This is a genomic window from Glutamicibacter sp. Je.9.36 (assembly GCF_051129975.1).
In the GTDB taxonomy this organism is placed as follows: Bacteria; Actinomycetota; Actinomycetes; order Actinomycetales; family Micrococcaceae; genus Glutamicibacter.
The window spans coordinates 97596-112689 of the sequence record NZ_JBCPSN010000004.1 but is presented as its reverse complement, the minus strand read 5'-3'; the positions used below and the strand labels follow the sequence as shown (position 1 = coordinate 112689).

The 15094-nt window shown below is 59.3% G+C and carries 13 protein-coding genes and 1 pseudogene; 12 read left to right on the top strand and 2 right to left on the bottom strand.

Translation table 11 applies throughout. The features are described 5' to 3' along the window. Nucleotides 1–6 precede the first annotated feature (6 nt). The 9 genes from AAZQ98_RS11455 (at nt 7) to AAZQ98_RS11415 (ending at nt 8898) form a co-directional block, all read left to right on the top strand. Nucleotides 7–897: an amidohydrolase family protein gene (locus AAZQ98_RS11455; RefSeq protein ID WP_434692368.1), complete on the top strand. Its 891-nt coding sequence runs from the start codon at nt 7–9 to the stop codon at nt 895–897. Next, a complete protein-coding gene (locus tag AAZQ98_RS11450) occupies nt 894–2084 on the top strand; it encodes an acyl-CoA dehydrogenase family protein (protein WP_434692366.1) in 1191 nt (396 codons plus the stop codon). Before AAZQ98_RS11455 ends, AAZQ98_RS11450 begins: the two co-directional genes overlap by 4 nt. 53 nt (nt 2085–2137) lie before the next feature. Further along, entirely contained in the window at nt 2138–2593 is a 456-nt protein-coding gene (locus AAZQ98_RS11445) for a MaoC family dehydratase (protein WP_434692364.1), read from the top strand. 62 nt (nt 2594–2655) lie between these two features. Further along, the gene (locus AAZQ98_RS11440) at nt 2656–4173 is read left to right on the top strand and encodes an acyl-CoA synthetase (RefSeq protein WP_434692361.1); all 1518 of its coding nucleotides are present in this window, start codon (nt 2656–2658) and stop codon (nt 4171–4173) included. A 200-nt stretch (nt 4174–4373) separates the two neighbouring features. Then, on the top strand, nt 4374–5372 hold the full coding sequence (locus AAZQ98_RS11435) for an ABC transporter substrate-binding protein (protein WP_105662446.1): 999 nt from the start codon (nt 4374–4376) through the stop codon (nt 5370–5372). Nucleotides 5373–5455: 83 nt separating this feature from the next. Next, nucleotides 5456–6436, top strand: coding sequence for an ABC transporter substrate-binding protein (locus AAZQ98_RS11430; protein ID WP_434692358.1), 981 nt, complete (start codon nt 5456–5458; stop codon nt 6434–6436). After that, entirely contained in the window at nt 6433–7269 is an 837-nt protein-coding gene (locus AAZQ98_RS11425; protein WP_102598623.1) for an ABC transporter permease, read from the top strand. The genes AAZQ98_RS11430 and AAZQ98_RS11425 overlap by 4 nt, the downstream gene beginning before the upstream one ends. Continuing rightward, the gene (locus tag AAZQ98_RS11420) at nt 7266–8039 is read left to right on the top strand and encodes an ABC transporter permease (RefSeq protein ID WP_102598622.1); all 774 of its coding nucleotides are present in this window, start codon (nt 7266–7268) and stop codon (nt 8037–8039) included. Before AAZQ98_RS11425 ends, AAZQ98_RS11420 begins: the two co-directional genes overlap by 4 nt. Further along, nucleotides 8029–8898, top strand: a complete 870-nt coding sequence (locus AAZQ98_RS11415; protein WP_102598621.1) for an ABC transporter ATP-binding protein — start codon at nt 8029–8031, stop codon at nt 8896–8898. Before AAZQ98_RS11420 ends, AAZQ98_RS11415 begins: the two co-directional genes overlap by 11 nt. 58 nt (nt 8899–8956) lie before the next feature. On the opposite strand, the gene AAZQ98_RS11410 is transcribed toward AAZQ98_RS11415, so the two are convergent. Further along, nucleotides 8957–9538, bottom strand: a complete 582-nt coding sequence (locus AAZQ98_RS11410; protein WP_434692353.1) for a PadR family transcriptional regulator — start codon at nt 9536–9538, stop codon at nt 8957–8959. A gap of 169 nt (nt 9539–9707) precedes the next feature. On the opposite strand from AAZQ98_RS11410, the gene AAZQ98_RS11405 reads away from it, so the two are divergent. The 3 genes from AAZQ98_RS11405 to AAZQ98_RS11395 all read left to right on the top strand — a co-directional run bounded on the left by AAZQ98_RS11405 (nt 9708) and on the right by AAZQ98_RS11395 (nt 13302). Next, nucleotides 9708–10802 carry a Rieske 2Fe-2S domain-containing protein gene (locus AAZQ98_RS11405; RefSeq protein ID WP_434692350.1) on the top strand — a complete coding sequence of 365 codons (1095 nt, stop codon included), beginning with the start codon at nt 9708–9710 and terminating at the stop codon, nt 10800–10802. 40 nt (nt 10803–10842) lie between these two features. Next, nucleotides 10843–11856 carry a PDR/VanB family oxidoreductase gene (locus AAZQ98_RS11400; protein ID WP_434692347.1) on the top strand — a complete coding sequence of 338 codons (1014 nt, stop codon included), beginning with the start codon at nt 10843–10845 and terminating at the stop codon, nt 11854–11856. A gap of 120 nt (nt 11857–11976) precedes the next feature. Next, a complete protein-coding gene (locus tag AAZQ98_RS11395) occupies nt 11977–13302 on the top strand; it encodes an MFS transporter (protein WP_434692345.1) in 1326 nt (441 codons plus the stop codon). Between the two features lie 917 nt (nt 13303–14219). On the opposite strand, the pseudogene AAZQ98_RS11390 reads toward AAZQ98_RS11395, so the two are convergent. Continuing rightward, a pseudogene (locus AAZQ98_RS11390) lies at nt 14220–14855 on the bottom strand (IclR family transcriptional regulator); the annotation flags it as partial. Between the last annotated feature and the right edge of the window lie 239 nt (nt 14856–15094).

The following is a 15094-nucleotide window of genomic DNA, read 5'->3' as shown; positions in this document are numbered from 1 at the left end:
ATCATTATGACTTTGCGTTATGAACTGGGCATCGATTTCGCTTCGCTTGAAGCCATCGACATGCATGTGCACCTTGAAGTCGACGAATGCGGCCACAAGGCAATGCCAGAGGATCTTTTCGAAGCGTCGGCAGCGTATTTCAAATCATCGGAGCGTACACCCTCCATTGATCGCATTGCGCAGCTTTATCGCGAGTCGAACATGGCTGCCGTGGTGTTCACCGTTGATGCACGCACCGCGCTCGGGCATGATCCGAACTCCATTGAGGACTTGGTCCAGGGCTGCGCCCGAAATAATGACGTGCTTATTCCCTTTGGCTCGGTCGATCCCCGCCGAGGAGCCGAAGCCATCGGCGATGCGCAGTACCAGGCTGAACAGCTCGGAGTGCGCGGCTTCAAATTCCACCCCTCGCTCCAGGGATTCGATCCCAGCGATGAAGCGTTCTACCCGCTATGGGAAAAGCTCCAGGAGCTAGGCCTCCCATGCATTTTCCACACAGGGCAGAACGGCATGGGAGCAGGGCTGCCTGGCGGACGGGGCATTAAGCTGCGTTACTCCAATCCGCTGCTGCTCGACGATGTGGCCGCGGACTTCCCGAACCTGGTCATCATCATGGCTCACCCCTCGGTTCCATGGCAGGATGAAGCGAACTCCATTGCCACGCACAAGGCCAATGTCTACATCGATTTATCCGGTTGGAGCCCCAAGTATTTCCCCAGCTCCTTGGTGAAGATGGGCAATAACGTGCTATCGCGCAAGCTGTTGTTCGGCACGGACTTTCCCTTGATTACCCCGGAGAAGTGGCTGGGGGCCTTTGCAGAATTGGAGTTGAAGGACTCGGTGAGACCGGGAATCCTGAAAGGCAATGCACTGCGCGTATTGGGGATAGGAGAATGATCCAACCGGCAGCAACTAGTGATTTCTATGGATTCAAGGACCTGCTCACCGACGCTGAGCGTGCGGCCCTGGACCGTTTGCGTTCCCTTTTGGCAGAACATGTGGGTCCGATAGTCGATGACTATTGGGAACGCGGAGAATTCCCGGAACAGATCGTGGCACCGCTGATCGATGCTGATCTGATGAACCCGGCCGAAGTGCTTGCCGCGGGTCAGAAGCCTTCCGCGCTTTACTCGGGCTTCCGCAATTTCGAGCTGGGACGCATGGATGCCTCCGTAGCGACCTACTACAACGCGCAGTCCGGCCTATTCCGGACCACCGTCAACCTGGGTGGAAGTGCGGAGCAGGTAGCCGTGCTTGAGCCGCGGATCACATCTTTTGCCTGCAAGGGAGTGTTCGCCCTGACCGAGCCAGAACACGGTTCGGATATTGCCGGAGGGCTAGCCACCTCGGCCAAGCAGGAGCAACGCGATGGTGTGGCTGGCTGGGTGATCAATGGGCAGAAGCGCTGGATCGGGGGCGCGGGCCAAGCGGACGTGCTGGCAGTATTTGCCCGCGACGCAGCCGATTCGCAGATCAAATGCTTCTTGGTTCCAACGGACGCGCCGGGCATGGAAATCAGGAAAATTCCGGGAAAGACCAGCCTGCGCATTATGCAGAACGCCGACATCGAGCTGGGGAATGTCTGGGTGCCAGCCAGCGCGAGACTGGCCAAGATCAACTCCTTTGCCGACGTAGCGGCCTGCCTGCGCAACATGCGCTCGGACGTCGCATGGATTGCCACAGGCGTTTGCTTCGGCGCGTACGAATCGGCTCGCGACTACGTTGCCAGCCGTAGCCAATTCGGCAAGCCGCTGGGTTCCTTCCAACTGATCCAGGAAAAGCTGGCGCATATGCTCTCCAACGCCACCGCGAGCCTGGCTTTGGTGGTGCGGCTGACCCAGCAGCAGGAAGCGGGCATCTACCGCGATGAAAACTCGGCCATGGCCAAGATGTTCACCGCACGCATGCTACGCGAAACGGCAGCCCTCGCCCGAGAGGTCTGCGGCGGCAACGGCATCTTGCTGGAGAACAACGTAGCGCGCCACCATGCCGACGCCGAAGCGATCTACTCGTATGAAGGCACACACGAGATCAATTCACTGATTATCGGACGCGCGATTACCGGCGTCAGCGCATTCCGCTAAAGCGGCAGTCGCGAACTCGAGCAACCAGAGAACCCATCTAGAGGAGAAATATCATGGCACCAACCGTTTTGGATTACGCAGACCTCGCCAGCGCCCAGGGCAAGGACCTGGGGTACAGCGAATACCGCGTGGTCACACAGGAACAAGTCAACACCTTCGCTGACGCCACTGATGATCACCAGTGGATCCACACCGATCCGCAGAAGGCCAAGGAGGGCCCTTTCGGCGGCCCGATTGCCCACGGCTACCTTACCTTGAGCCTGCAGATTGCGTTCTGGACCGAGCTTTTCGATGTCGCCGGAGTGAAGACCAAGGTGAACTACGGCCTGGAAAAAGTTCGATTCCCTTCGCCCGTACCGGTGGGTTCCAAGATCCGCATGAAGGCGGTTATCGCCGAGGTGGAAGAGGTCAAGGGCGGATACCAGATTGCAGTGGACCAGGTCATCGAAGTCGAAGGCGGCACGAAGCCGGCTGTGGTCTCCCGCGGCCTCTACCGCTTCTACGCCTAGGTAAAGAGCCAGCTGAGCTAGAGCCGCAACGGCAACGTACGACCTAATGAAAAGAGTGGCAGATGTTGAATAAGGGGTTTGGCAACTGGATTCACCGGCGTCGGATGAAATCCGCGCAGCAGGTTGCGGTGATTCATGCGGGAGTCGGCTTGAGCTACGCGCAGCTGGCAGAACGCATCGACAAGCTCAGCAGTGCCTTGGCGGCCAGCGGAGTCGCCCGCGGTAGCCGTGTGGCGTTCCTTGGCGCTAACCATGCTGCGTACCTGGAAACCATGTTCGCCGTTACCCAGCTTGGGGCGTTGTTCGTTCCGCTCAATGTGCGTCTGGCGCCACGGGAACTGAACTTTGCGCTGCGCGATTCAGGCAGCGAGGTGCTGATCTATGTCGAGAACTTCGCCAGCGAAGCGCATGCATCCATCGAAGGCAGCCCGGTCAGTACCGCCTGGGAAGTCGCTTCGGTTCCCTGCGCGGACTCGTCCTATGAACGGGCCCTTCAGGCAGGGCGCAGCGGTCACGACGATATCGCCGTCGAGTTAGAAGATCCAGCCATCATCCTCTACACGTCGGGCACTACCGGAACGCCGAAGGGTGCGGTGCTCACGCATGCCAACATGACGTGGAATTCCTACAATGTCATCGTTGACTACGATGTCACCAGCAGATCTGTTGTTTTGCTCATTGCACCGCTGTTCCATGTAGCGGCGCTGGGCATGGGTGCCTTGCCGATGCTGCTCAAGGGAGGAACAGTGGTCCTCCAGGAGCGTTTTGATCCCGCTGCCGTGCTGGATGCGGTGGAGCGCTACCAGGTCACCCAGCTCTCGGGCGTCCCAACGACCTTCCAATTGCTAGCCGAGCATGAGAAATGGGAGGAAACGGACTTGTCTTCATTGGAGATGCTCACCTGCGGAGGGTCCGCTGTGCCGCTACGTGTCCTTGAAGCCTATGAAGCGCGTGGTCTCGGATTCAGTGGCGGCTATGGGCTGACCGAAACTGCACCCGGCGCCACCATGCTCCAGGCAATGTACTCCCGACCGAAAATGGGCTCGGCCGGCCTGCCCCATTTCTTCACCGACATTCGCATCGCGGACTCGCTGGGCAATGAGGTGCCAGCCGGCGAGGTTGGCGAGATCCTGATCAGCGGCCCCAACGTGATCAAGGAGTATTGGGACCGTCCCGAGGCTACCTCAGGGGCGTTCCATGAATCCGACTGGTTCCGTTCCGGGGATATCGGCCACGTGGATGAAGAAGGCTTCCTGTTCATCTCGGACAGGCTTAAGGACATGATCATTTCCGGCGGGGAGAACATCTATCCTGCCGAAGTCGAGCAAGCCATTATGGGACTGCCCGAAATTGAATCGGTGGCAGTGATTGGCGTCCCTGACGAGAAGTGGGGCGAAGTCCCGCGTGCAGTCATTGTGCTGAAGTCCGGTAGCTCACTGGGCGAAGAGGATGTTGTGGCGTATCTCGACGGACGCTTGGCGCGCTACAAGATACCGCGCACCTCGGTCTTCCTGGATGAGTTGCCGCGCACCGCAAGCGGCAAGATACGCAAAGCCGACTTGCGCAAGCAGTTCAGCTGAGCGCTCCACGGCTTCGTGGCGGATTCCGTGGCCTCACGTTTGCATAAGTGCAAGATACCGCCCATACGCAGAGAATAAATCATCATAAAATCAACCATTGACATTCTCAATAGTTGGCTTAGTCTTGAATTGTGGTTCAAATCACACACTTTCTTCGACCCGCCACTCGGGGTTGCGGCAATGGCTTTCTAGGGGGAAATATGAAAAAGCGCTGGTCTACACTGCTTGCAGGCGCGGCGGTCCTGTCACTCGGCCTGGTGGGCTGTGGCGGAGGTTCGCTGTCCGGCTCGACGGAATCAGAGGGAAGCACATCCGCCGCCGCCGAGGATGGCTCGCTCACCAAAATCACCGTAGGCATTCTGCCAATCGCACCGTCGGTTGCAGTGCAGCAGGGCATCGACGCCGGGACCTTTGAAAAGCATGGCCTGGATGTAGAACTGAGCACTTCCAATGCCGGTGCGGCGATGCTCCCAGCGGTATCCACCGGAGAATTGGCCATTGCCGTGGGCAATCCGCTATCGGTGATGACCGCTGCGGACAAAGGCCTGGACATGAAGATCGTCACCGGCTATTCCGCTTCCAAGGCTGATGGGGAGGATGTCAATGGAGTAGTTGTGCGCAAGGACTCGGGCATCGGCGGCTGGGAAGATCTGGCTGGAAAAACCACATCGGTCAACGCGTTGCGTACCCAGGGCGACCTGACGATTATGGAATCCGCAGAAATGGCTGGAGCCAATCCGAAAGACCTGAAGTTCAGCGAAATGCCTTTCCCGGACATGGAGGCGCAGCTGGATCGCGGCAACGTTGACGCCGTCTGGCTTCCAGAGCCGTTCCTCTCGCGTGCTTTGGGCGATAAGGACAACGAACTGCTTGGCTATCCAAACCAAGAAGCAATTCCGGGGCTGCCAACCATGGTGACGTTCACCAGCGGCCAGTTCGCTGAAGAGAATCCGGAAGTCATTTCCAAGTGGAAGGCAGCTATGGCGGAAGTACTGCCGGCCTCCGATAGTGATCCGGATGCCGCCAGGGCCATGTTGCCAGACTTCATCAATATGGATGCCAAGGTAGCCGAAGGCTTGCTCATGGAAACCTGGGAAGCGGAAACCCCAATTGAGGAACTGGCAAAGCTCGGAGATCTGGCCGCCAAGTTCGAATTCCTGGAGAAGGCCCCAGACATGAACAACCTCATCGCCAAGTAATTCCACAACTTCACGCTATTGCTGCTGCGGTTCCAGATTCCGGACGCCGCAGCAGCAATGACACTCAATTGGGGGTAGTTGCCATGAAACACTCGCTCAAGCTCGCACTCGCTTCGCTATCAGTCCTCGCGCTTGCTGCCTGCAGCTCCGGTTCGCCTAGCGGCGGCTCGGCCGGGGAAGATGCTGCAGGATCAGATGGCTCGCTGGAAAAAATCACCGTCGGGGTAATCCCCATCGTCGATACCGCACCAATCTGGCTGGGAGAATCCAAGGGCTTCTTCGCTGAAGAAGGCCTGGACTTGGAAATCGAAACCGCAACTGGCGGTTCGGCTATCGTCCCGGGCATCCAATCCGGGAGCTATGACTTCGCCTTCTCCAATCTGATCTCGGTAATGGTCGCCAACGACAAGGGACTGGACATGAAGTTCGTCGCCAATGGCATCTCCACCACAGGTGATGTGAAATCCGACGTCGGGTCCGTGCTGGTCAAAAATGATTCCAAGATTTCTTCGCCCAAGGACTTGGCCGGCAAGAAGGTCTCGGTCAATAACCTGTCGAACATCGGCGATACCACCATCAAGTCAATTGTCGAAGAAGACGGGGGAGACCCGGCAAGCATCGAGTTCGTCGAGGTTCCTTTCCCCGATGCTCCTGCTGCACTGGAAAACGGCATCGTCGATGCCGCCTGGATCCTGGAGCCGTTCCAGAGTTCGGCCTTGGATGCCGGAGCGAAAATGCTCTCTGCGAACTTCGCCGAATTCGATCCGGAGCTGGATGTTGCCGGCTACTTCACTTCTGCGCAGTACGCCCAGGAAAATCCCGAGGTGACCGAGAAGTTCACCAAGGCGATGGACAAGTCGCTTCAGTATGCGCAGGAGAACCCTGGCGAGGTCCGCGAAGTTGTCGGAACCTACACCAAGATCAGCGAGGAGGTCCGCGCCGATATGGTGCTGCCGCGCTTCCGGCCTGACTTCAACCGCGAGGCCGTGCAAGAACTCGGCGATGCGGCACTGAGCTATGGCACCCTGTCCAAGCCAGTCGACCTGGAGAAGCTCCTGCCATGAGTGCCATCACTAGCACAGCGCCGGCTGAGGCGCGCCAAGCCAAGCGCAGGAAATCGGGCTCGAAATTCCCCAATGGCTTTTGGGGATTGATTGGCATCGTGATCTTCCTGGGGATCTGGGAACTGGTCCCGGCTCTTGGAATTGTCGAGGCGGCTTACCTGCCGCCCGCCTCCGAAGTGCTGCTGACGCTGTTCGCTGATCTTGCCTTGACCGCCTTCTGGGTCGCGGTGGGGGAAACCATGCTGGCATGGTTCATCGGCCTGGCCGCAGCGGTGCTGCTGGCGCTGGTACTGGGCTTGGTAATCGGCATGTCGAGCTTCCTGCGTCGTGCGACCAACTCCACCATCGAGTTCCTGCGTCCAATTCCGTCGGTGGCATTGATCCCGCTCGCGGTGCTTTTGTTCGGCACGAAAATCGAATCCTCGCTGATGCTGATCATCTATGCCTGCTTCTGGCAGGTGCTGATCCAGGTGCTCTATGGAGTTGCAGACGTGGATAATGTGGCGATGCAGACCGCGAGATCCTATGGATTCTCCCGGATCCAGCGCATCCGCGACGTCATCTTCCCGACCATGCTCCCTTACCTGATGACTGGCATCCGGCTGGGCGCTGCCGTGGCACTGATCCTGGCGATTACTGCGGAACTGATCATCGGCGCACCGGGTCTGGGCAAGGAAATCCAGCTGGCGCAGTCAGGCGGCGCAATCGCCGGAATGTACGCGCTGATTGTTGCCACCGGCCTGCTGGGCGTGGCAATCAACCTGTGCATGCGCATCATCGAAAAGCGCGTGCTTTCCTGGCACGCCTCAGTCCGGGGAGAGAACGCTGCATGAAACTCCTGAAGTCGATTTCCTTCATTCTGGCTTTGCCGGTTCTGCTCATCCTCTGGTGGGTCGCGGCAACCCTTGGTGGAGCGAGCTTCTTCGTTCCTACCCCGGCAGACTTGGCCAAGACCTTCATCGAGACCTGGGTTGGCGAACGCATGTTCACCGACGTCCTGCCAAGCGTCCAGCGGCTGGTCCTCGGCGTGCTCGGGGCCATTGTGCTCGGTGTGCTGCTCGGGTTGCTCGTCGGCATGAACCGCACCGCCCGGGCGATTACCGAACCGGTGTTCGAGTTCTTCCGTGCTTTGCCGCCGCCGGTGCTGATTCCGGTGCTGATGCTCCTGGTTGGCATTAACGACGGCATGAAGATCGCGGTGATCATCTCCGGCGCGATTTGGCCGGTGCTGCTGAACACCATTGAGGGCGTTCGCGCCATCGATCCGGTGCAGAACGAAACCAGCCGCTCCTATGGCATCAGCGGTTTAGCCCGGATTCGCTACCAGGTGCTGCCAAGCGCCACCCCGACCATCATGGCTGGCATCCGCCAGTGCTTGTCGATCGGGCTGATCCTTATGGTCATCTCCGAGATGTTCGCATCCTCCTCCGGGCTGGGCTTCGCGATCGTCCAGTTCCAGCGTTCCTTCGCCGTACCGGAAATGTGGTCCGGCATCGTGGTGCTGGGCCTGATCGGGGTCATCATGTCATTTATATTCCAGTGGATCGAACGCCGCGTCCTGCGCTGGTACAACGGTCTGAAAGAGGTTGAAAATGCTGTCTAGCCAGAATGGAACCGCCGGCGGGCGCACCCTGCCAGAAGGCGAAGCGCTGCTCTCGGTCCGGGGGCTGAAGAAGGTCTACCACACCGACGGCGGCGATATCGAAGCGGTCCGGGACCTCACCTTTGACCTGGGGCATGGTGAGCTGGTGTGCCTGGTCGGCCCTTCCGGTTCGGGCAAGACCACATTGCTCAAGTGCATTGCCGGCTTGCTGGGCGCCACCAGCGGCGAGGTGCTGCTGGACGGGCAGAAAGTCACCGGACCGCCGAAGAAAATGGCCGTGGTCTTCCAGGAATACGGCCGGTCGCTGTTCCCGTGGCTGCGCGTGGCGGACAATGTCGAACTGCCGCTGAAGAACGCCGGCGTCCCGAAGGCCGAACGCAAGAAATTGGTGGACGATGCGCTGGAAGCCGTGGGGCTGAGCCATGTGCCCAAGTCCTACCCGTGGCAGCTCTCCGGCGGCATGCAGCAGCGCGTGGCGATCGCCCGCGCGGTGGCCTACCAGCCAGAGGTATTGCTGATGGATGAGCCATTCGCGGCCGTTGATGCGCAGACCCGCGCAGACCTCGAGGACCTGATCCGCAATGTCTGGAAGAAGCTGGGGGTCACCGTGCTGTTCGTAACCCACGACATCGACGAGTCGATCTACCTGGGCCAGCGCGTGATCATCTTGTCTTCTTCGCCAACCGTGGTGCAGGAGGATATCCTGATCGATCTGCCGGCGGAGCGCGACCAGCTGGAAACCCGGTCGCTGCCGCGATTCACCGAGCTTCGCCACCATGTCTACGCGGAAATCCAGAAGGCCAAGCAAGGGCATCGCCCCGAAGAGGCCAAGACGAAGTTCTTGACGAATCCCAAGTAGCGCTCTGAGCCGCCGATCCGTGATGGGTCGGCGGCTTTATTGCGCCGGCCGGCAGCGCTTAGGGGTTCAGCAGGTCGATGAGTTCCAGCCCGCGCGTAGCCCACCGGATTTCAGCTTCTGCCCGGGCGATCAGGCCTTCGTAGGTGAATCGCTTGTAGGCAACCGTGGCTTCCCACTCCTCGCGCGGCGTGTTCTTCAAGCGCTTGGTGAGCATGGAGTTGCTGCCTTGCTCCAATTCCGAGATGCGTTCTTGCCATTGGTTGAGCAATGACCGGTGATGAGCGATATGCCCGCGCATCTGCTCGCGCGCGGCCTCGGGTTCCGCCCATTCCAGGTAGGCAGCCTTGAGATGCGCCGGATCGCGGGTGCGTGCGTACTCCAGGGGCGTGTTCATCCAATCCTTGAATTGGGTGACGCCATCCCGGGTGATGGTGTATTGCCGTTTCTTTCCGCGTGGACCCCAGGGCACATCCTGCCCTGCAATGAGACCTTCGGATTCCATGCGTTTCAGTTCAGGGTAGATCTGCGAATCCGGGGCGTGCCAGACGTGCCCGACCGACGATTCGAAGACTTTGTACAGGTCATAGCCGGTCATTGGTTCAACTGTCAGCAGTGAAAGCAGCGCGTTGCGAAGACTCAAAACCGCCCCTTTCCAGAAATGTGTTGCGTATCACTATCTATATAGCTAGTCTAATGGCATGCAAACTATCTATGTGCATAGATAGTTTCTCATATTCCGCCTTTGGGCAAACCACATATTGGATCCGCCATCGCCGAGCACTGCCGGGTCCGCAATCGAGAGGACCGTCATGACCGAGGTTGCCGCCAAGAGCACCACCACCGCCAAGATCATGGACCATCCGCTGAATGCCTGGTACGTAGCCGCCTGGGATCACGAGGTCACCCGCAAGCCGATGTCGCGCACCATTGCCAAGCGCCCGGTTGCCCTGTATCGCACCGAAGATGGCAAGGCCGTCGCACTGGCTGACTCCTGCTGGCACCGCTTGGCTCCGCTATCCATGGGCAAGACCGTGGGAAAGGACGGGCTGCAGTGCCCATACCACGGCATCGTCTACAACTCCGCTGGCCGGTGCGTTTCGATGCCTGCCCAGGAAACCATCAATCCTTCGGCTACTGTTCCTTCCTTCCCTATTGTTGAGCGCTACCGCTATGTCTGGATCTGGATGGGCGACCCCACCTTGGCCGACCCGGAGCTGGTCCCGGACATGCACCAGATGTCTTCCGAACAATGGGCAGGCGACGGCATGACCATTGCCGCCGATTGCAACTACCAGCTGATCCTGGACAACCTGATGGACCTGACTCATGAGGAATTCGTGCATTCCTCCTCGATTGGCCAGGATGAGCTGAGCGACTCGGAATTCATCACCACGCATGAAGGCAACAAGGTCACCGTCACCCGCTGGATGCACAATATCGACGCACCGCCATTCTGGCTGAAGAACATGCGCGACAAGTTCCCGGGTTTCGAAGGCAAGGTGGACCGCTGGCAGATCATCCACTTCGAAGCGCCGGCAACGATCACCATTGACGTCGGCGTAGCCAAGGCTGGAACCGGCGCACCTGAAGGCCACCGCAGCCAAGGAGTCAATGGCTTCGTCATGAACACGATCACCCCGGAAACTGATCGTTCCTCGCATTACTTCTGGGCGTTCATGCGCAACTACTGCCTGGACAGCCAGCTGATCACCACCCAGCTGCGTGATGGGGTGCATGGGGTCTTCGGCGAAGACGAGGCGATGCTCAAGGCCCAGCAGAAAGCCATTGATGCCAACCCGGACTACGAGTTCTACAACCTGAACATCGATGCCGGCGGCATGTGGGTTCGCCGCATTCTTGACGGCATGCTCGCCGCCGAAGCCAACCAGTCCGTCCGCGCCTAGCCGGCTCCCGCGCTCAAACTGAAAGGTTGGTGCCAACGCAATGGCAGCGACAAATATTGAAGTCTGGCAGGAAGCGGAAGTCACCGGCATCGCAGACGTGGCCGATGGGATCAAGCGCATCGAGCTTGCCCCGCAGCTGCCAAAGCGAGCCGAGCCTGGCTCGCACATAGACTTGAAAGTGCAAATCAACGCAGAGGATGCCAAGCGCTCCTACTCTGTGGTCGAGTCGAGCGTTGACGGAACAACGCTGGTGATCAGCGTGCTCAAGGCTCCGCTCTCCCGTGGAGGATCGACCTATATGCACGAGCTGGCAGTGGGAGACCGGTTGCAGATCACCCAGCCATTGCAGAACTTCCCGCTGCGCGTGGGCGCCAAGCACTACATCCTCCTGGCTGGCGGTGTCGGCATTACCGCCATGGCGAATATGGCTTCAGTGCTCAAGCGTTTGAATGCCGACTACACGCTGGTGTTTGCCGGCCGCAAGCGTTCGGCCATGGCCTACTTGGCACAGCTGGAGGCGGAACACGGTTCTCGGCTGGAAGTGCACGTGGACGATGAAGGCACGTCCCTGTCAGTCAACGAGCTGCTGGAACGTGCCGGCGAGGAAACCGAACTGTACATGTGCGGGCCGATCCGGCTGATGGATGCAGTTCGCCGTGGCTGGGCAGAACTCGAGCTGGATCCATCGGCGCTGCGCTATGAAACCTTTGGCAACTCGGGCTGGTACGACCCGGAGGAATTCATTGTCCGGGTTCCCAAGCTGAACCTGGAAGTGACCGTTCCCCAAGGGCGCTCCATGCTCGAAGCCTTGGAGGACGCCGGTGCGGACATGATGTCCGACTGCCGCAAGGGCGAATGCGGTTTGTGCGAGGTGCGCATTACCGAAATCACCGGACGGATTGACCACCGCGACGTGTTCTACTCCGAACGGCAGAAACGCCAGTCGAGCAAGATGAACTGCTGCGTTTCGCGAGCCATTACCTCGCAGACCGGTGCCAAGGCCGATGCCGCCCGCACCGGCGGACCCGCCGTGGTCACCATCGAACCGAACTAGCAAATTTCCCATCTTGGCACCCTCGCCGGCGGACCGAAATGGTTTCGCGGGCGGCTTGGTGCACCCAAAAACTGGAGATAGTTCCCCATGGACATCAAACAGAGAATTGAAAATTCACCGATGTCGGCCTTTCAATGGCTCGTCGTCGCAGTCTGCACCTTCTTGAACGCCCTCGACGGTTTTGATGTGTTGGCCATGGCCTTTACCTCAAATCAGGTTTCCGAAGAATTCTCGTTGAACGGCGCCCAGCTGGGCGTACTGCTCAGCTCAGGCCTCTTTGGCATGGCTGCCGGCTCATTGTTCCTGGCTCCATTCGCCGACCTGTTCGGACGCCGTCCGATGCTCTTGGCAACCACCGCGCTGGCATCGCTGGGCATGTTCCTCTCGGCCACCGCGGATTCCATGGCGAGCCTTGCCATCTGGCGTATCGTCACCGGCCTGGGAGTCGGCGGCATTCTGGCGTGCACCAACGTGATCACCAGCGAATACTCCAATGGACGCTGGCGCGGCATGGCGGTCAGCATCTACACCGCCGGCTACGGAGTCGGCGCCACCTTGGGCGGCATGGCGGCGGTCTCGCTGCAGGCCCATTACGGTTGGCGCTCGGTTTTCATTTTCGGAGGAGTGCTGACGATGGTCGCCTTCCTGGCTTTGCTGGCCGTCGTCCCCGAATCCGTTGACTTCCTGCTGACCCGGCGTACTGCGCGAACCGCCGAGAAGCTGAGCAAGCTGGCACGCAAAATGCACCTGGGTGCCGAGAACGTGGCACTGCCAGAACAGGGCAGCTCCGCAACTGGCCGAAGCCGCAACGCAGTCCTTGCGCTCTTCGCACCGGATACACGCCGGGTGACCGTGGTGATCTGGGTGGCCTTCTTCGCGGTGATGTTCGGCTTCTACTTCGTGAACAGCTGGACCCCGAAGCTGCTGGTAACCGCGGGCATGACCGAAAGCCAAGGTGTGGTCGGCGGCCTGATGCTGACCCTCGGTGGCACCTTCGGTTCCCTGCTCTTCGGCGCTTTGACCACCAAGTGGGCCGTTCGCAAGGTGCTTATTGCGTTCACTGTACTTTCCTCAGTGCTCATGGTGGTGTTCATCTCGGCGGCAGGCATCCTTGCACTGGCCTTCGTCCTGGGTGTTCTGGTTGGCATGCTCATTAACGGTTGCGTAGCCGGCCTCTACACGTTGACTCCGTCTTCCTATGCACCGCAGTGGCGTGGAACCGGCGTTGGCTGGGCTATTGGCATCGGCCGTTTCGGCGCGATCCTGGCTCCACTGGCTGCCGGCAGCCTGCTTGATGCCTCGTGGACCGCCGCCCAGTTGTACCTGGGCGTAGGCATCGTGGTGCTGTGCGCGGCAGTTGCGTTAATGATGCTGCGCGGCGGCGCGTCGCCTCACGCCCCGGAGAGGGAAACTTCGGATTCGGCAAGCACGAATTCCGCCAGCTAGGACATTTCTCAGCGGAGGGGCGGCGCCAACGGGCTTCGCCCCTTCAGCGTTTTAATGGCGCGTTTAGTCGGGGAGCGGTCAGTCTTTGATTCGCAGTGGCCATCTCGGATCTGGGCGGGTACTGGCCAAGGAATGGCGCTGCAGGCAGTGACTTGGGAGGTCCTGGTTCCAGAAGGCAAACGAATTAGAAGGACCACGATGGAGCCCATCCAATCATCGCCGGCACGTGGATGGTGTGCGGCGTCCGGGTTCAAGCGAAATTCTCGGTCGCACGTGGACAACACTGGCGGGCTTGCCATCGAGACGAAGCCGGCTTGGCGCTTCATCATGAACAGATCCGCTCTTGGACTCTGGGGACGAGCCGCGCCTCAGGAAGAGCTCGGGGATGAAACCTGCCTGTTTGGGCAAGGCAGTGTCCGGTTGCTTGGCGGCAAGAGCGGCCGGCCAGGTCTGCCTGGCGGTGATGATGCACGAAATGCGCCTGGGCTGAATGCTTTTCGGATAGTGCACCCGCGGATGAGTCGGGAACTGAAGTAGTCCGTGCCGTTGGATGGTGGAAACCAGAATTGCCCTGGCTACGACATTTTCATCCCGGAAGATCTCAACACGTTACTTGATCTGGAGCTACCTCGTTATCTCGCTCGAAACCGAGATCGGAGAGCAACCAACCACTTGTTTTCCGCCCATTGTCGGAAGAAACGCAGACCAATTCATTGGTGGCATCAACTCCACACGGAGTTCAGAGAAGTGCGATGGTCTCGGAAGCTATTGACTGCTTGCATTGCCAGTGGATGTAGCGCGTATATCGAACAGCGGGATCCTGATTGCGCCTAGCGGTTGTCGCCCAAATGCATCGCACGGGAAATGCCCCGGGCTGCGGTGCGTAGCGCCAGGGCTGCGGACTGCAGTGTTCCGGAGTCGCGGGGAACAACCACCGAGATTACGGCAACCTGATAGCCCGCCTCGTCGAGGATCGGGGCGGCGGCACCGGTGGTTTCCGGGTCGATGAATCCGTCGAACGAGGCGAATCCGTTGCGCCGGATTTCCGCCATTTCTGCGCGGAGTTCAGGATGGGTGGCGGTCATCAGTTCGTGGTGGCGTTCCAGGAACCCGTGAATGGTTTCCGGCCGTGAAAAGGCCAAAAGTGCCATGCCCATCGAGGTTCGGTGCACAGGCATGCGTCCGGCGACATTCGCCTGATTGACAACGGAGCCCGGCCGCGAGAGACGCTCGATGATCAGCACCTCGTCCTGGTGCAGTACCGAGAGCTGGGTATTTTGCCCCAGCAGCTGGTTGATGTCCTCCATGAACGGCAATGCCGCGGTGCGAAGGTCTTGGGTGGCAGCGCTTCGATTGGCTAATTCCCAAAGGCGCAAACCCAGCCGCACCTGGCCAGACCCGTCTCGCGCCAGCAAGTCATGGGATACCAATTCATCGAGCAACCTGTACATGGTTGCTTTGGGGATGTCGGCACGCCGGGCCAGGCTGCTGACGCTGAGCGACTGATTGTTGAGATCAAAAGAATTCAGGATCCGAACCAAGCGGTCCAGCATAGAGTCCCCACTGGGCGAATTGGCCATGGAACTATTTTAGGGCAGTGGCTGCTTCGCTTCTCCTGCATCCAGGTGAGCGGCTCTGCGCTTTAGTGCAAGCAGGGTTCGCTATCGCGTCGAATTTCCTTTGTTCATCCAGAGTTAACATGGAATTTTTCCAGCGATTCACATTGAAAAGAGTAGACAAAACGTTATTTGAATAGTGGTCGTATTATCGAAATGCTTGATGTAATGTCGTT